Source organism: Limnohabitans sp. G3-2, from assembly GCF_002778275.1.
Taxonomy (GTDB): Bacteria; Pseudomonadota; Gammaproteobacteria; order Burkholderiales; family Burkholderiaceae_C; genus Limnohabitans_A.
In genome coordinates this window covers 205445-220873 of record NZ_NESG01000007.1, presented here as the reverse complement: position 1 = coordinate 220873, position 15429 = coordinate 205445, and the positions used below count along the sequence as shown (strand labels likewise).

General features: G+C 62.7%; 18 protein-coding genes. 11 read left to right on the top strand and 7 right to left on the bottom strand.

Going from position 1 to position 15429, the window contains the following annotated elements:
- Nucleotides 1-25: 25 nt before the first annotated feature.
- The 10 genes from bchM to B9Z31_RS13135 are packed head-to-tail and all read left to right on the top strand — an operon-like array spanning nt 26 to nt 9147.
- On the top strand, nt 26-736 hold the full coding sequence (gene bchM / locus B9Z31_RS13180) for a magnesium protoporphyrin IX methyltransferase (protein WP_100120028.1): 711 nt from the start codon (nt 26-28) through the stop codon (nt 734-736).
- A complete protein-coding gene (locus tag B9Z31_RS13175; RefSeq protein ID WP_100120027.1) occupies nt 733-2190 on the top strand; it encodes a BCD family MFS transporter in 1458 nt (485 codons plus the stop codon). The genes bchM and B9Z31_RS13175 overlap by 4 nt, the downstream gene beginning before the upstream one ends.
- 27 nt (nt 2191-2217) lie before the next feature.
- Complete coding sequence (gene puhA / locus B9Z31_RS13170) at nt 2218-2979, top strand: photosynthetic reaction center subunit H (protein WP_100120026.1); 762 nt, start codon at nt 2218-2220, stop codon at nt 2977-2979.
- Nucleotides 2976-3653 (top strand): photosynthetic complex putative assembly protein PuhB, encoded by a 678-nt coding sequence (puhB, locus tag B9Z31_RS13165; protein ID WP_100120025.1) that lies wholly within the window; start codon nt 2976-2978, stop codon nt 3651-3653. Before puhA ends, puhB begins: the two co-directional genes overlap by 4 nt.
- Complete coding sequence (gene puhC / locus B9Z31_RS13160; RefSeq protein WP_100120024.1) at nt 3650-4132, top strand: photosynthetic complex assembly protein PuhC; 483 nt, start codon at nt 3650-3652, stop codon at nt 4130-4132. The genes puhB and puhC overlap by 4 nt, the downstream gene beginning before the upstream one ends.
- Nucleotides 4133-4161: 29 nt before the next feature.
- Entirely contained in the window at nt 4162-5244 is a 1083-nt protein-coding gene (gene acsF, locus B9Z31_RS13155; RefSeq protein WP_100120023.1) for a magnesium-protoporphyrin IX monomethyl ester (oxidative) cyclase, read from the top strand.
- The gene (puhE, locus tag B9Z31_RS13150; protein ID WP_100120022.1) at nt 5238-6023 is read left to right on the top strand and encodes a putative photosynthetic complex assembly protein PuhE; all 786 of its coding nucleotides are present in this window, start codon (nt 5238-5240) and stop codon (nt 6021-6023) included. The genes acsF and puhE overlap by 7 nt, the downstream gene beginning before the upstream one ends.
- Nucleotides 6024-6031: 8 nt before the next feature.
- The gene (locus B9Z31_RS13145; protein WP_199174499.1) at nt 6032-7615 is read left to right on the top strand and encodes a phytoene desaturase; all 1584 of its coding nucleotides are present in this window, start codon (nt 6032-6034) and stop codon (nt 7613-7615) included.
- The gene (locus tag B9Z31_RS13140; RefSeq protein WP_100120021.1) at nt 7602-8693 is read left to right on the top strand and encodes a phytoene/squalene synthase family protein; all 1092 of its coding nucleotides are present in this window, start codon (nt 7602-7604) and stop codon (nt 8691-8693) included. The genes B9Z31_RS13145 and B9Z31_RS13140 overlap by 14 nt, the downstream gene beginning before the upstream one ends.
- Nucleotides 8694-8703: 10 nt before the next feature.
- Entirely contained in the window at nt 8704-9147 is a 444-nt protein-coding gene (locus B9Z31_RS13135) for a BLUF domain-containing protein (RefSeq protein ID WP_100120020.1), read from the top strand.
- Here the strand turns inward: B9Z31_RS13135 and B9Z31_RS15505 are convergent.
- Entirely contained in the window at nt 9120-9263 is a 144-nt protein-coding gene (locus tag B9Z31_RS15505) for a hypothetical protein (protein ID WP_158235687.1), read from the bottom strand. The genes B9Z31_RS13135 and B9Z31_RS15505 overlap by 28 nt on opposite strands.
- Nucleotides 9264-9399: 136 nt before the next feature.
- On the opposite strand from B9Z31_RS15505, the gene B9Z31_RS13125 reads away from it, so the two are divergent.
- On the top strand, nt 9400-10047 hold the full coding sequence (locus B9Z31_RS13125; RefSeq protein WP_100120018.1) for a LysE/ArgO family amino acid transporter: 648 nt from the start codon (nt 9400-9402) through the stop codon (nt 10045-10047).
- A gap of 218 nt (nt 10048-10265) precedes the next feature.
- On the opposite strand, the gene B9Z31_RS13120 is transcribed toward B9Z31_RS13125, so the two are convergent.
- The 6 genes from B9Z31_RS13120 to B9Z31_RS13095 form a co-directional block, all read right to left on the bottom strand.
- Nucleotides 10266-11663, bottom strand: a complete 1398-nt coding sequence (locus tag B9Z31_RS13120) for a PucC family protein (RefSeq protein WP_100120017.1) — start codon at nt 11661-11663, stop codon at nt 10266-10268.
- Between the two features lie 51 nt (nt 11664-11714).
- A complete protein-coding gene (locus B9Z31_RS13115) occupies nt 11715-11909 on the bottom strand; it encodes a light-harvesting protein (protein ID WP_100120016.1) in 195 nt (64 codons plus the stop codon).
- Between the two features lie 12 nt (nt 11910-11921).
- A complete protein-coding gene (pufB, locus tag B9Z31_RS13110; RefSeq protein WP_019429105.1) occupies nt 11922-12074 on the bottom strand; it encodes a light-harvesting antenna LH1, beta subunit in 153 nt (50 codons plus the stop codon).
- A gap of 104 nt (nt 12075-12178) precedes the next feature.
- Nucleotides 12179-13042: a carotenoid 1,2-hydratase gene (locus B9Z31_RS13105; protein ID WP_100120015.1), complete on the bottom strand. Its 864-nt coding sequence runs from the start codon at nt 13040-13042 to the stop codon at nt 12179-12181.
- Nucleotides 13039-14571: a 1-hydroxycarotenoid 3,4-desaturase CrtD gene (gene crtD, locus B9Z31_RS13100; protein WP_100120014.1), complete on the bottom strand. Its 1533-nt coding sequence runs from the start codon at nt 14569-14571 to the stop codon at nt 13039-13041. Before crtD ends, B9Z31_RS13105 begins: the two co-directional genes overlap by 4 nt.
- Complete coding sequence (locus B9Z31_RS13095) at nt 14564-15403, bottom strand: hypothetical protein (RefSeq protein ID WP_100120013.1); 840 nt, start codon at nt 15401-15403, stop codon at nt 14564-14566. Before B9Z31_RS13095 ends, crtD begins: the two co-directional genes overlap by 8 nt.
- Nucleotides 15404-15429 lie beyond the last annotated feature (26 nt).

Below are 15429 nucleotides of genomic sequence, written 5' to 3'. Positions count from 1 at the left end.
TCAAAACACGCACCGAAAGCACCCCATGAACAGCACCACCGCCTACGAACAACGCCGCAGCCAGATCGAGCACTACTTTGACCGCACCGCGGCCGATGCCTGGGCGCGCCTGACCTCGAACGAGCCGGTGGGCCGCATCCGCGCCACCGTGCGCGCCGGGCGCGACACCATGCGCGAGACCTTGCTGTCGTGGTTGCCACAAGACCTGCGCGGCAAGCGCGTGCTGGACGCCGGTTGCGGCACGGGTGCCTTGGCCCTGCAAGCGGCCCTGCGCGGTGCAGAAGTGGTGGCGATTGATTTGTCACCCACCCTGGTCAAGCTCGCTGCCGAACGCATGGCCGCCGAGCACCCCACCCTGCCCGGCTCGGTGGAGTTCATGTCGGGCGACATGCTCAGCCCCGACTTGGGTCACTTTGACCATGTGGTCTGCATGGACTCGCTCATCCACTACGACAGCGACCAAATCGCCGAGGCACTGGCCGGTTTGGCCCAGCGCACCCGCGGCTCCATGGCCTTCACCTTTGCGCCGCGCACACCGCTGTTGGCCCTTATGCACAGCGCGGGCCGTCTCTTTCCGCGCAGCGACCGCTCGCCGTCTTTGTCGCCCGTGGCGCACGCCGACTTGCTGCAGCGCATGCAAAACCACATGGATTTACAAGGCTGGCAAGGCGCGCGCATGCAGCGCGTGGCCAGCGGCTTCTACACCTCGCAAGCCTGGGAGTGGACCCGCTCATGAAACTGCGCGTGCCCATGCCCCGCTGGTTCACCGCCTACGGCACGCGCTTCATGCCGTTTGCCGATGCGGCCTCGCCCGAGCTGCCGATGGCGCGCTTGCTGCGCCTGTCGCTGTTTCAGGTGGTGATCGGCATGGTGACGGCGCTGCTCGTGGGCACGCTCAACCGGGTCATGATCGTGGAGCTGCAAGTACCGGCCTGGTGGGTGGCACTGGCGGTGGCCATTCCCATGGTGTTTGCCCCCCTGCGCACCCTGATCGGCTACCGCAGCGACACCCACCCGTCGGCCCTGGGCCTGCGCCGCATTCCTTACATGTGGACCGGCACCTTGCTGCTGTTTGGCGGCCTGTCCATCATGCCGTTTGCCTTGTTGCTGCTGTCCGAACCCGAAGCGGCCAACCTGTGGGTGGGTCAGCTGGGGGCATGCTTGGCCTTTGTGTTGGTGGGTGCGGGCATCCAGGTCACGCAAACCGCTGGCATGGCACTGGCGCACGATTTGGCCAGCGACGACAAACGCCCCCGCGTGGTGGCCTTGCTCTACAGCATGCTGCTGGTGGGCATGATCGCCAGCAGCGCGGTGTTCGGTCTGCTCCTCAGTGACTTCAGCCCACAAAAACTCATCCAGCTGGTGCAAGGCTGCGCCGTCATGGTGGCGGTGATGAACCTGGCCTCGCTGTGGAAACAAGAGGCCCGGGGGGCCAAGCGCGGTCGCCGCGAAGCCGGTGGCTTTGCCAGCAGTTGGCAGGGTCTCATGGCCCAGCCACAAATGCGCCGCTTCTTGTGGACCTTGGGCTTGGGCACCTTCGCCTTCAACATGCAAGACATCGTGCTCGAGCCCTACGCGGCCGAGATTTTGAAACTTGACGTGGGCGCCACCAGCGCCTTGACAGCTTTGAGTGCCGGTGGCGCTTTATTGGCTTTCCTCGTGTCAGCCCGCTGGTTGTCGGGTGGCATGCACGCTTGCCGCTTGGCCAGCCTGGGCGTGCTGCTGGGCTTGCCCGCGTTTGCCATGGTGATTTTTTCGGGACCGCTCGAAGCGGCCTGGATGTTCCGCATCGGCGTCGGTCTGATCGGTTTCAGCGGCGGATTGTTTTCGGTGGGCATGCTGGTCACGGCCATGGGCATGGCCGAGGACGGCAGCCCGCTTGGCCATTTGGGCGGTCTGGTCATGGGCACCTGGGGCGCGGTGCAAGCCACCAGCGCGGGCGCGGCCATGGCCCTGGGCGGGGCTTTGCGCGACGGCGTGTCGGTGCTGGCCATGTCCGGCGCTTTGGGTGAAGTGTTGGTCACGCCCATCACCGCCTACAGCTTCGTGTACCACTTTGAAATGTATTTGTTGTTTGTCGTGCTGGTGGCCCTGGGCCCCATGTTGCGTGCGAGCCGTTTGGCCGCACGCGCAGAGCCCCCCCAAACCGGCACCCCCCAACCCTTTGGCCTGGCGCAACTGCCGGGCTGATGCACCGATTTTTTGAAGGAGACAGCCATGGAAACAGGCGCAATCACCCAGTACATCGATGTGGCCCAAATCGTGTTGTACATGTTTTGGGCATTCTTTGCGGGGCTGATTTATTACCTCTTGCGTGAAAACCACCGAGAGGGCTACCCCATGGATTCGGGGCGCGAAAACGGCCCCCAAATTCAAGGCTGGCCGCCCGTGCCCGAGCCGGTGGCCTACAAGACCGAAGATGGCCACACCTACCTCTCACCCGACCTGAGTCGCCCTGACGGCAAGTACAGCGCCCAACCCGTCCATGGCTGGAACGGTGCCCCCCTGGAGCCCTTGGGTGACCCATTGCTGGCGGGTGTGGGCCCGGGTGCCTGGGCCATGCGCGCCGACGTGCCAGACATGGAGCACGGCCACCCCAAAATCGTGCCCATGCGCATTGCCACCGACCACTCGGTGGCCAAAAACGACGTGGACCCACGCGGTCTGCCGGTCTGGGGCGCTGACAAAGTCATCGCCGGTACCGTGGTCGAGTTGTGGGTGGACCGCATGGAAATGCTGTTTCGCTATGCCGAAGTCCAGTTGGTGAACTCCGACAAACGCGTTTTACTGCCCATGACGTTTGCGCGCATCAAGAAAGACGGCTCGCATGTGCAAGCCATTCTGGCGCACCAGTTTGCCAACGTGCCGCAAACCAAATCGCCAGACCAAATCACCCTTCTGGAAGAAGAAAAAATCACCGCCTATTACGGTGCGGGCACTCTGTACGCAACGCCTGAGCGCCAGGAACCCATCATATGAAAGCCACCCACGAGCACGAGTGGGAAGCCGCTCCAGGCTTGCCCAGCGCCTTGCCTGCGGGCGAGCGTGTGGTCTGGCAGGGCGCGCCCGACTGGCAGCGCTTGGCCATCCATGCCTTCCATGTGCGCAAGGTCGCGCTGTACTTCGCGCTCATGCTGGCGGTGCAGGCCATCAACCTCACCGCCCCGGACAGCGGTACAGGGATGAAACCCCTTGCGGAGGTGGCGTGGAAGCCTTGGGTGGTGGCCGCCGGCCTCTACGCGCTGGCCCTGGCGCTGCTGTTGGGCACCGCCTGGATGTCGGCGCGCAGCACGCTCTACACCCTGACCAACAAGCGCGTGGTCATGCGCATTGGCATCGTGCTCACCCTGACCTTCAATCTGCCATTCAAACGCATCGCGGGCGCTTCTTTGAAGGCCCAAAGCGGCGGGACTGACGACCTCGCGCTGGCCTTGCACCCCGAAGACCGCATCGGCTGGGCCCACCTGTGGCCCCACCAGCGCGCCTGGCACGTCACCCAGCCGCAACCCACATTGCGCTGCGTACCGGACGGCCAGCAAGTGGGTGAACTGCTGCTGACCCTGTGGCGTGCCGAACGTGCGGGCCAAAGTCTTCAGCTCGGCGATGCGCCAGCGCCCACGCCCAACACCACCCCACCCGGGATGCTGGCATGAGCACCCTGCACCACCAAGACTGGCAAGCCCCCAGCCCAACACCTCAGAGCCCAGGCCTGAACCGGCCCATGGCCTGGATTGGCGTGATGCTGCTGGCCATGTTGGTGGCCGTGGGACTGGCGCGCTGGTCGGGACTGGATCCACGCACACCCGACGCCGCCGTGCAGTGGCAGCGCGACCTGCAGTTCCGAGACGTGGCGGGCGGCGACATCGCCGTGCTGGACCACCGCACCGGACAACATGTCGCCCAGTTTTCTGGCGAGCAAGGTTTTTTGCGCAGCACCCTGCGTGCCTTGGCCAGAGAGCGCCACCGTGAAAGCCTGAGCGGCGACGCCCCCTTTTTGTTGATTGGCCGCACCGACGGCCGCATGACCCTGCAAGACCCCAGCACGGGGCAACGCATTGATCTGGAGTCCTTCGGGCCCAGCAACGCCGCCGTCTTTGCCAGTCTGCGACTGGCGGGTCAAAAAGCCCCCTGAACTTGACATTTTCTGCACCGGAGAACCCCATGAACGCCACCGCTGTCCACACCATCGAAACCGCTGAAGACGCCAACAAAAAGGCGGTGCACGACGACATGATCAGCCCGCGTTTTTACACCACCGACTTTGCCGCCATGGACCGCATCAACATCGAGCCGGTGCGCGCCGAGTGGGACAAGATGATGGCCGAATACGAAGGTGACAACAACCACGACCACTTCCAGCGCGACGAGGCGTTTGCGGGTGAAGTGGCCTCGGGCATGGCCAGCCTCTCACCCGAGATGCGCCAGGAGTTCATGGACTTTTTGGTCAGCTCCCTCACCTCGGAGTTTTCGGGTTGCGTGCTTTACAACGAAATCCGCAAAAACGTCACCAACCCCGACATCAAGCAGCTGATGACCTATTTGGCGCGCGATGAATCGCGCCATGCGGGCTTCATCAACCTGTCGCTGCGCGACTTCAACTTAGGCATCGACCTGGGTAACTTGAAGCGCACCAAGAAGTACACCTTCTTCAAGCCCAAATACATTTATTACGCGACCTACCTGTCCGAAAAAATCGGCTACGCCCGCTACATCACCATCTTCCGCCAGCTCGAAAAGCACCCCGAAAAACGCTTTCATCCCATCTTTCGCTGGTTCGAGCTGTGGTGCAACGACGAGTTCCGCCATGGCGAATCGTTTGCGCTGATCATGCGTGCCAACCCCAAACTGCTCAGCGGCGCCAACAAGCTGTGGATTCGCTTTTTCTTATTGGCCGTGTACGCCACCATGTACGTGCGTGACCACACCCGCCCCATGCTGCACGAAGCCATGGGCCTCGACTCCAGTGAATACGACTACCAGGTGTTCCGCATCACCACCGAGATCACCAAGCAGGTCTTCCCGTTGGCGCTGGACACCGACCACCCCGATTTCCGCCGCGGCTTAGAGCGCCTGTTTGCACTGTCGCAAGCCATGGCCAAAGCCAAGGCCCGCGGCGGTGTGCTCGGCAAACTGCAGCAAGGCGTGTGCGCCGTCCAAGCCGCCGCCACCTTTGCCCGTCTGTTCTTCATGCCCGTGATTCAACAAGACCTGTCGCCCCAAGTGCGCATGGAACCGGCATGGTGAATGAAGTGGTCTGGGCCTGCGTTTTCACGGCCCTGTGCTGGTGGCTCGGCACGGGGGTGATCTTGTGGCTCGACCGGCTGCCTGCGCGCAGCTTCCGTTTCAGCCTGGCCGGCTGGACGGTGCTTTTGGCTATGAGTTTTTGGGGCGTGGCCCACAGCATGCAAGAGGTCAGCGTGTTCAACGCCTACCTCGCCTTTGGCAGCGTGATCCTGATGTGGGGCTGGCACGAGCTGGCCTTTTTGACCGGTTGGATCACCGGCCCGCGCAAAACCCCATTGGACGCGGGGGCCACGGGCTGGCCACGGTTTGTGCAGTCGGTGCAGGTCATGCTCTACCACGAGCTGGCCTTGCTGGCCAACTTTGCCGTGTTGTGGTGGATGCAAGAGGGCCAGGTCAGCCACGTGGCCATTTGCACCTTTGCGATGCTGTGGTGCATGCGCCTGTCGGCCAAACTGAATTTGTATTTTGGTGTGCCGCAAAACGGTGCGCAATACCTGCCCGAGCATCTGAAGTACCTGGCCAGTTATTTCCGAACCACGCGCGGCATGTCGCTGTGGTTTGTGCTGTCGATGGGCGTGGCCATGGGCACCTGGTTCTGGCTGGTCTGGCTGGCGCAACAAGGCGCGGTGGCCATCACCACCGGCTGGGTCATGTTGGCCACGCTGCTGGGGCTGGCCATCGTTGAACACATCATCATGATTTTCCCTTGGCCACTGGAGCGCTTGTGGGGTTGGGCCATGGGCCAAACCCGCAAAACGGCTTTGACCACAACCCCCTGAAGGCCGCCATGAACACGCTCACCTCACCCACCACCCGTGCTTTGCGCTCCGAGGGTTTTGGCATCCCGGTTTCGCCACAAGGGCCTGAGCTGAGCGCCGCAGCCAAGGTGCAGCCCCGGCCCGTGGCGGTGGTCATTGGCAGCGGTTTCGGTGGACTGGCCGCAGCCATCCGCCTGAGCGTCAAAGGCTATGAGGTCAAGGTCTTTGAAAAGCTGGATGCCCCGGGCGGCCGCGCATACGTGCACCACCAAGACGGCTTCAAATTCGACGCGGGCCCGACCATCATCACCGCGCCCTTTTTGCTCGAAGAACTGTGGGCGCTGTGCGGCAAACAATTCGCAGACGACGTGACACTGGTGGCCATGGACCCGTTTTACCGGGTGCGTTTTGCAGACGGCACCTGGTTTGACTACAACGGTGACGCCGAGCACATGCGCGCCGAAGTCGCCCGCTTTGAACCGGCCGACCTGCCCGGCTACGAACGCTTTTTGGAAGAAGCCGAGCGCTGCAAGACCCTGGGTTTTGAGGGCATGGGCGACATGGCTTTTGACAAAGTCAGCGATCTGATGGCGGCCATCCCCGACTTCTTGCGTATGGGTGCTTGGCGCAGTTTGTACAGCCTGGTGGCCAAACACATCCGCAACGACAAGCTGCGCATCGTGATGAGCTTTCACCCGCTGTTGATTGGCGGCAACCCCTTTGCCGTGACCTGCGCCTACGCGCTCATCAATTCGCTGGAACGCACCTGGGGCGTGCACTCGGCCATGGGCGGGACCGGCGCGATTGTCAAAGGATTGGTCGGCCTGCTGCAAGAGCGCGGTGTGCCGCTGCGCTGCAACGCGCCTGTGACGCAAATTCGCATTGAAAACGGCCGCGCATGTGGTGTTGAACTGCAAAGCGGCGAGTTCGTGCCCGCCGACATCGTGGTCAGCAACGGCGACACCGCCTGGACCTACAAAAACCTGGTGGCCCCCGAACACCGCCGGGTGTGGACCGACCGCAAGATTGCCAAAGGCCAATACTCCATGGGTTTGTTTGTCTGGTACTTCGGCACCTCCCAACAATACCCCGACGTGCCGCACCACATGATGGTGCTGGGCCCACGCTACAAAGGTCTGTTGCAAGACATCTTCAAAAAGCACCAATTGGCCGAAGACTTCAGCCTGTATTTGCACCGCCCGACCGCCACCGACCCGTCCATGGCACCCGAGGGCTGCGACACCTTTTATGTGCTCTCGCCCGTGCCGCACCTGGACAGTGGCACCGACTGGCCCGCTTTTGCCGAGACCTACCGCGCGGCCATTGCCGAGAGCCTGGAGGCCAGCGTGTTGCCGGGCCTGCAAGCCAGCATCGTGACCAGCAAGGTCAGCACGCCACAGGATTTTCACGACAACTTGTGGTCTTACAAAGGCGCAGGCTTTGGCCTGGAGCCCTTGCTGCTGCAAAGCGCGTGGTTTCGTCCCCACAATCGCAGCGAAGATGTTCCGGGCCTCTTTGTGGTGGGCGCCAGCACCCACCCGGGCGCGGGCGTACCGGGTGTCCTCATGTCTGCCAAAGCTTTGGAAACGGTGGTGCCCCATGTCAAGGTCTGATCGCACGAGCCCTGTGGCCAACCCAGAGTTGAACTTCGATTCGACCGACCTGCAGGCCTGTGTGGCCATGATGCAAGGCGGCTCCAAAACCTTTTTTGCCGCCAGCCGCTTGCTGCCACCGCGGGTGCGCATCGCCGCCATCGCCCTCTATGCGTTTTGCCGTGTGGCCGACGATTTGGTGGACGAAGCGGCCGCGGGCGACACCCCGCTCGATGTGCTGCAAGAACGCTTGGACGCGATCTACGCCGGTGCCCCGAGTGACCATGTCGAAGACCATGCCCTGAGCCTGGTCGTGCAACAGTACAAGCTGCCCCGCCATTTGCTCGATGCGCTCATCGAAGGCTTTGCATGGGACGCTGGAGGCCGCACTTACGAGAGCATCGAAGACCTGCACGCCTACGGTGCCCGCGTGGCCGGCAGTGTGGGGGCGATGATGAGCTGGATCATGGGACCGCAGAGCATGGACACCCTGGCCCGTGCCTGTGAGTTGGGCGTGGCCATGCAGCTGACCAACATTGCCCGCGATGTGGGTCACGACGCCAGCATCGGCCGTCTTTACTTGCCGCGGCGCTGGCTGCTCGAGGCAGGTGTCCATCCGGACGCGTGGATGGCCCAGCCCACCTTCACCCCGGCCATTGCGCAAGTGATTGAGCGCTTGCTGGACGAAGCCGATCGCCTGTACAAACAAGCCCACTCGGGCATTGCCGCCCTGCCCCCGGATTGCCGCGCCGCCATCTGCGCCGCCAGCATGATTTATGCCGAAATTGGCCACCAGCTGCGCCGCGAAGGCCTGAACTCGGTGAACAAACGCACCGTGGTCAGCACCACCCGCAAGCTCATGCTGCTGGCCAGCGCCTGGACCCAGGTGCACTGGATTCGCGTGGCCCCCACCAGCCCCGAACCGCTGGCCGCCATTGTGGGCCTGGTGCAAGGCTGCCGAGACGCCACCCAACAAACGGGCAACAAGGCGTATTTCCCCAACCGGGCCATGCCCGAGCGCGTGGCTTGGATGCTGGATTTGTTTGAGCGCCGCGAAAACGAACGCCTCGACCGCAACGCCTTGCAGCAGACACCATGAGCCCAACACGATGAGAGTGCCCAGCCACAGCACCTTGGTGCGCTTGTTGTATGTGAGCCGCGCGGTCGGCCCACAAACCACCACGATGACCACCTCCATCTTGGCTCAGGCCCATGCGCACAACCCGGCACAAGCCATCACGGGTGTGTTGTGCCAAGGCCAGGGTTTTTTCTTTCAGGTCATCGAGGGCGAGCGCAGCCGCGTCAATGCGCTGTACCGGCGCATTTGCGTGGACAACCGTCACAAAGACGTCGACATCCTGCACTACGAAGAAATTCATGAACGCCGTTTTGGCCATTGGTCCATGGCCCTCGTGCATTTGTCGGTGGACGACCCCATGGTCAAGCTGCAACACCCCGACTTTGACCCGTATTCCGCCTCTGGACCGCAGGTGATGCAGCAGGTGATGGATTTGCTGGAAGCGGGTCAGCCGATACGGATGCCTGTGGTTTGAGTGATCAAGCTGTCTTGAGCCGCTTTCAGCACAGCGCGACTCAAGCCCTCCATCACGGCGGATTGAGCGCGGGTTTCCTGCCCATACAAGGGCACATCCAAGGGTGGGTCAGGCATCCATGCCACCCAGGCAGCACTGTGCAGGTGTAGCGCAACCCCTGCGGTCGTATTCAAGCCCCAGCCCAGGCCGGCCAACGGCGAAACGTGAAGCGTGCGTGCGGCCCATTCAAAAGCACCTGCGAAAATAGCGGCCATGAATTGGAATAACACCCTCTCGGACGTGGGCCCCGTCTTTGCCCAAGGCCTGTTGCTCAGCCTCGGGCTGATCGTGGCCATTGGCGCGCAAAACGCGTTTGTTTTGCGTCAGGGTCTGCGCCGCGAGCATGTGGGCAGCGTGGTGGCTTTTTGTGCGGTCGCTGATGCGGTGCTGATCACGGGCGGCGTGTTCGGCATGGCCCAAGCCTTGGGCGAGCGGCCCCTGCTGGCACAGGCTTTGGCCTTGGGCGGGGCGGCATTTTTGGCGATGTATGGCTGGCGGGCCCTTCAGCGGGCGCGCCAAACCAGCGCGTTGGATGTGACCAGCACCGGTCAGGGACTGGGCCGTGTAGCGGTGTTGGCCCAAGCGGCGGCTTTCACCTTGCTCAACCCGCATGTGTATCTGGATGCGGTGCTGCTGGTGGGCAGCATCGGGGCGCAGCAGCCATCGTCCATGCAGGGCTGGTTTGCGGCCGGGGCCAGCTCGGCCAGTTTGCTGTGGTTCAGCGCCTTGGGCTTTGGGGCACGGTGGTTAGCGCCCTGGTTTGCCCGCCCCCGCGCCTGGCAGGTGCTGGACGCCCTGATCGGGGTCACCATGTGGGTGCTGTCGGCTTTGCTGATTCGCCATGTTGTGAGCGCGCTCTGAAAGTCCCCATCGGCCGCAAGCAGCCCACAAAAAACCGCCACGAGGGCGGTTATTGAGTTGGAAAACGTCCAGCATCACTTGCGTGGGTTTTTCGGGCGGTTGAACCAGTTGGCCAGCATGAACAGGCAAAAAACCACGAACATGATGATGAGAATGTGTTTGATTTCCATGGTTTTTCCTTGGGTTGAGGGTGAAGGACGGGACAAGCAAAAGCTGGATTATGCAGAGTTGGGCGTCGTCCGTACAGAGGGACGGGCTGGCCGCATCATGGGCGCCATGGCCCACAGGGTCAGGGCCAGCAAGACAATTTCGAGGCCATAAACCGCCGAATAACCGAGGACGGAGCTGCTGCCCAGGGCCACGCCGTCGCGCACCAAGCCGCCTGCGGCCATGCCCAGACCCGCTGCCGTGGCCTGCACCGCGCCCCAAGCGCCCATGGCCAAACCCACCTGTTCGGGTGGGGCCATTTGCATGGTGGCCGTCAAAGTGCCGTGGGCAAACAGGCCGCCGCCCAAACCGATCAGGAAAATGCCCATGGCAAACAAAACCGGTGAATCCATCGGCGCTGAAGCGATCACACAGACAAATGCAGGCACCCCCACCCAAGCCCCCCAACTGGCCATGCGGTAAGCATCTTGGCCCTGGCTCAGCACACGCGAGGCCCAAGCAAATCCGATCAGCCCCCCCAGAGCCAGCGTGGCCGTGAGCAGGGTGGTGGTGGACACACTGAGGTTGAGAATTTCACCCCCATAGGGCTCCAGCAACACGTCTTCCATGGTGAAGGCCATGGTGCCCAAACCCACGGCCAACAAACGGCGCACGGTGTTGGGGCCTTGGCAAAACAACTGCCAGGCTTGGCCAAAACTGTGCTCGAGGGGTGTACCGGGTTTGCGCGTGCGGCTGCGAGGCTCTTGCTTCCACAGGGCCACCACGTTGAGCACCAGCGTCATCACGGCCACGGCTTGCACCACACGGATCAGTTGGCCGGGGCTGTAGTCGCGCAACAAGTGGCCCAGCATCAGGGCGCTGCCGATCATGCCCAGCAGTTGCATCACGTACATGAGGCCCACCACCTTGGGTTGGCTCTCAGGCGGCGCCAAGTCGGTGGCGAGGGCCAGGCCCGCGGTTTGCACCGTGTGCATGCCAATGCCCACCAGCACGAAGGCGCCCGCAGCGCCCACCAAGCCAACCCAAGCGGGGGCCTGGCTGGACTGGCCCGCACCACTGAGCACCAGCAGCGCAAAAGGCATGATGGAAAAACCGCCGAATTGCAGCAAGCTGCCCATCCAGATGTAGGGCACGCGCCGCCAGCCCAGTTGAGAGCGGTGGTTGTCCGAGCGAAAGCCGATGAGCGCCCGCAGCGGCGCCATGAGCAGCGGCAAAGCCACCATGAAGGACACCAGCGTGGCGGGCACTTTCAGCTCCACAATCATCACGCGGTTGAGGGTGCCCACCAGCATGACCATGGCCATGCCCACAGAAATTTGAAACAGCGACAGACGCAGCAAACGCGACAAAGGCAAATCATCGCTGGCAGCGTCGGCAAAGGGCATGAAACGCGGACCGAGACTGGCCAGCGAGTTCGCCCAAGAAGAACGAGATTTGGTTTTGTTCATAAATCAGAAAGACCAAGCGCTTTCGCGCTTGGCCGTTCGGGCTTTCACCCTTTACTTCTTCACCGCAGAATCCGCAGCAGGCGCCGCAGCGACCACTTTGGTACCACCGTTCAAGAAGCTTTTCACCCAGGTGGTGTTGGTTGTCAGGGCCAAATGCACGCTGAACGACGAGATCGCCACAGCCGCAATGAACACCGGAATACCCACCGAAGGTTTCACCACGCACCACATTTTCGAGTAGATCATGATGCTTCTCCTTTACTTGAGCCAGGGTGAGTAGATGTAGGCCAGCAGGTGAGCAAAAGCGGCAATCATGCCGAAGATCTGCGTACCCTGGATGAGATTGCGGTGAATCTCTTCCGATTCGGCCTCGGTCAGTCCCGTTGGCCAGACTTTGTCTGAGTTAGACATAGTTTTCTCCTTGCAGAAGACGTGCACGGCCCGCACGAGGGCTATTCTTGGCCACCATGGCCAGGAATGGGGTTGCCTTGACATCACGTTCAAGGTTGTTCATCTCAAGCCCGCCTCGGCATGCGCCAGGGCAGCATGGCTTGAACCACCGGTGACACCAAACGCGGCACCGACAGGGTTTCATGGAAGGCGAGCAAGGGCTCGCCTGCGTGCTCAAATTGCAGCAAAGCACGCTGGTAAAAAGGGGTGTCTTCCAATTGCTCGTGCACACGCACGGCTTGCGCGCTGCGCATGCGCCGCTCGATGCGCCAGCCGGTCTTGGGCAGGCGCTGCACGGGCGGCAGCGTCACCGGCTCCACCGTGCCCTTGGGGGTGAACCGCAGCGAAAGCGCCCGGTCGCTCGTGCCCGGCGCTTGCATGTCGTAAAACACCAAGGTGCTGCCATCGCGCATGCGGGCGCGTGACCAGTCCCAGGTGTGGAAACCCCGATCCACAGGCTCGTCGCCTTCGTTCGAATCGAGGTAAGCGTGGCCTTGCCATTTCAAGTCGGGCGCACTCAGATCCACTTCGATGCGAGAGGCCGGGGCCAAGGGCCCCCAACGGTGCTGGCCAGCCGCATCCAAGGGCGTGGAATAGCCAAACAGCTGCTGCGGCCACAAGCGGATGCGGCCTCGCACACGGCGCGGAATGGGCACACAGACTTCTTCGATGTCAATCGTCAGGCAATCGCCATCCCAGCTCATTTGGCTGGGACCGATCTTGAATTGGCGCTCACTGCGGTGGCAATGGCGCTGACCGCGTTCGGTCATGGCCCAACGGCCTTGGCCTTGGCTGTAAATGGCCACATTCAAAGCGCAATGGTTGTCGGGGTTGGCCGGGCCGCTCTTGCGGGCCCAAGCGTAGTAAGGCGAAAACACACTGCCCACAAAGGCAATGAGGGTGATCCCGTGTTGGCCGTCGTCACTCATGGCGTCGACATACCACCAAAGGTAGCCCCCATCGGGAACGTGCTGGTCGAAGCGAGGCTCGCCATCACGGCCTCGGCCGCCCGTTGCCCGGACAAGGCTGCCATCGGCACGCCCGGCCCCGGATGCACGCTGCCCCCCGCCAGATACAGGCCCTGCAGGGGTGTGGCGCAGCCAGGTCTGCTGAAGATGCTGGTCCAGCCGTGCGTCGCCTGCCCGTACAGGGCTCCCCCGCTGGCTGGAAAGCGCCGATGGAAATCCTGGGGCGTCGTGCGCAGGCTGTTGGCCGCCGTGGGCTGCAGGTGCAGGCCCAGTTGGCGCAGGTGCTGAAAAGTTTGCGTTTGGCATTGTTCTAAAGCCTCCTCGGTGATCGCGTTGCCATCTCCGCAGGCAGGGGCGTTGACCAAACAAAAAATACGCTCATCGGCGCCCACGGGCAGCGACGCGGGCCGGTCTTGCGCGCAGACGTACACCGTCGGTTGACGAGGCAGTCGCTGGTGCTCGAAGATGTCCTCGAACTCGCTGGCGTAGGTGTTCTGAAAAAACACGTTGTGCCGATCCAGCGCCACACCCGCGACAGGGGTGTGGAGGGACCAGGTCAATGCCGACAAGGAACGCGGCGGCGCGCTGGCGGGCACCGCTTGGCGGACCTCTTCACCCAATAATCCTTGGCGCAGAGCGCCCGCATCGCCATTGAAGATCACGCGGTCAGCGGGCAAGAACTCGCCCGACGTCAAATGCACGCCACACACGCGGCCTTGGCGCTTTTCGATGCGCTGACATGTGCTTTGGTATCGGAACACCGCGCCATGGCGACGCGCAACGCGGGCCAAGGCCTGGGCCATCCCGACCATGCCCCCCTCCACCGACCAGACCCCGTCCATCTCGACCTGTGCGATCAGCATCAGGGTGGCGGGAGCCTGCCAAGGCGATGAACCGCAGTAGGTGGCGTAGCGTGCAAACAACTGACGCAAGCGCGGATCGTGGAATTGGTGGCCCAGTTGTTGCCACAGGTTGCGCATGGGGCCCAGTTGGGCCAAAACGCCCAAACCCCGCAGGCCCAAATCACCCATGAAGCCACCCATGTTGGGGCGCTGGGCGCGGATCATGGGGCCTTCCAGCGTGGCATACAGTTGGCGCGTGGTTTTGCAAAAATCACGGAAGCGCCGCGCCTCGTCGCCGCCCGACCATGCGGCGATGGCGGTTTCACTTTCTTGGGCGTTGGCGGACAAGTCAAGTTGGCTGCCATCGGGCCAAAAATGCCGCGCCAAAACTTGCAAAGGCGTGATGTGCATCTCAGCTTCGAGACGCGTGCCCACTTGGCGAAACAAGTCGTCGAATACCCAGCGCATGGTGAACACCGTGGGGCCGCTGTCGATGTGGGCGCCTTGGACCTCGCGGCTGTGCACTTTGCCTCCGGGTGCGTCCGAGGTTTCCACGACCGTGACATCCAAGCCTTGATGCGCCAACAGGAGGGCACTGCTCAAGCCGCCCATGCCCGCGCCCACGATGACGACCTTGTGCTCAGACATGGCTGGCCTCTGGCGTGAACGAATCGGCTTCAGCGAAGCGGTCAACACCTTCTGAGGCCCTGGCTTCGTTGGGATGGGGGTAACGGAAAGGCTGCCCTTTCCACACACCGGCCATTTGCAGCACCTGCATGCGCACGAACAGGGACTCCGAGAAAAACTGGTGCTTGTAGGCCGCCGCACTGGCCACTTGGTGAGCGCCTTGGTGGGCGTAATGGAGCATGGACGCGGTGTCCTGCCACAGACTGAAGGTGCATTGGCGCACCAAGGGCGCCTCCCCCAAACCCATGGCCAAAAGGCAGCCCGGGGATTGGTCCAAATCGGCTTGCGCGGCGGGGGCATAGCGCCAAAATGCCATGGCCTTGGTGGGGACGATGCTCGCGCGGGTCAGCACCGCAAAAGGCGCTGAGTTGGTCGGCGCGCACGACAAAGCCGCACGACCCGAGGCCCCCAAGGCTTGCGGCGTGCTGCTTTGCCACGCCTGCTTGTCCCAATGTCCGCGTGCCGATTGCACCGCCATCACGCCGGTCCAGCATTCACGGGCACGGCTGCGGTAAGCCTGCACGGCCGGACTGTCCAAAAACTGCAAAGCCAAGTCGAGGTGGCTGAATGTGCAAATCAGGCCTTGATGCGTGGCGCTGGGGCGCAGGCTGAACCCGCCCGCATGGCCACTGCCCATGACCTTGACCATGGTCAGACCCGGCACCTCTTTGTAGGGGTTGGCCCCTGCGACCAAGCGCAGCCAGCCCCAACCTTGGTGTTGACGCAAAAAGTCGGCCAGCAACACCACCACCACGCCGGACAGCGGGTCATGAAGTGATGTGATGGCTTCCATGACAGGTGTCCGGTCAAGCGTCAGTG

Coding starts and splice junctions, on each gene's coding strand:
- B9Z31_RS13120 (WP_100120017.1), bottom strand. CDS start 11,663: ATGAACAAAACCAAATCTCGTTCTTCTTGGGCGAACTCGCTGGCCAGT.
- B9Z31_RS13115 (WP_100120016.1), bottom strand. CDS start 11,909: ATGATCTACTCGAAAATGTGGTGCGTGGTGAAACCTTCGGTGGGTATT.
- B9Z31_RS13125 (WP_100120018.1), top strand. CDS start 9,400: ATGAATTGGAATAACACCCTCTCGGACGTGGGCCCCGTCTTTGCCCAA.
- B9Z31_RS13095 (WP_100120013.1), bottom strand. CDS start 15,403: ATGGAAGCCATCACATCACTTCATGACCCGCTGTCCGGCGTGGTGGTG.
- B9Z31_RS13145 (WP_199174499.1), top strand. CDS start 6,032: ATGAACACGCTCACCTCACCCACCACCCGTGCTTTGCGCTCCGAGGGT.
- puhE (WP_100120022.1), top strand. CDS start 5,238: ATGGTGAATGAAGTGGTCTGGGCCTGCGTTTTCACGGCCCTGTGCTGG.
- B9Z31_RS13140 (WP_100120021.1), top strand. CDS start 7,602: ATGTCAAGGTCTGATCGCACGAGCCCTGTGGCCAACCCAGAGTTGAAC.
- B9Z31_RS13105 (WP_100120015.1), bottom strand. CDS start 13,042: ATGAGTGACGACGGCCAACACGGGATCACCCTCATTGCCTTTGTGGGC.
- acsF (WP_100120023.1), top strand. CDS start 4,162: ATGAACGCCACCGCTGTCCACACCATCGAAACCGCTGAAGACGCCAAC.
- puhB (WP_100120025.1), top strand. CDS start 2,976: ATGAAAGCCACCCACGAGCACGAGTGGGAAGCCGCTCCAGGCTTGCCC.
- crtD (WP_100120014.1), bottom strand. CDS start 14,571: ATGTCTGAGCACAAGGTCGTCATCGTGGGCGCGGGCATGGGCGGCTTG.
- B9Z31_RS13135 (WP_100120020.1), top strand. CDS start 8,704: ATGAGAGTGCCCAGCCACAGCACCTTGGTGCGCTTGTTGTATGTGAGC.
- B9Z31_RS13175 (WP_100120027.1), top strand. CDS start 733: ATGAAACTGCGCGTGCCCATGCCCCGCTGGTTCACCGCCTACGGCACG.
- puhC (WP_100120024.1), top strand. CDS start 3,650: ATGAGCACCCTGCACCACCAAGACTGGCAAGCCCCCAGCCCAACACCT.
- B9Z31_RS15505 (WP_158235687.1), bottom strand. CDS start 9,263: ATGCCTGACCCACCCTTGGATGTGCCCTTGTATGGGCAGGAAACCCGC.
- pufB (WP_019429105.1), bottom strand. CDS start 12,074: ATGTCTAACTCAGACAAAGTCTGGCCAACGGGACTGACCGAGGCCGAA.
- bchM (WP_100120028.1), top strand. CDS start 26: ATGAACAGCACCACCGCCTACGAACAACGCCGCAGCCAGATCGAGCAC.
- puhA (WP_100120026.1), top strand. CDS start 2,218: ATGGAAACAGGCGCAATCACCCAGTACATCGATGTGGCCCAAATCGTG.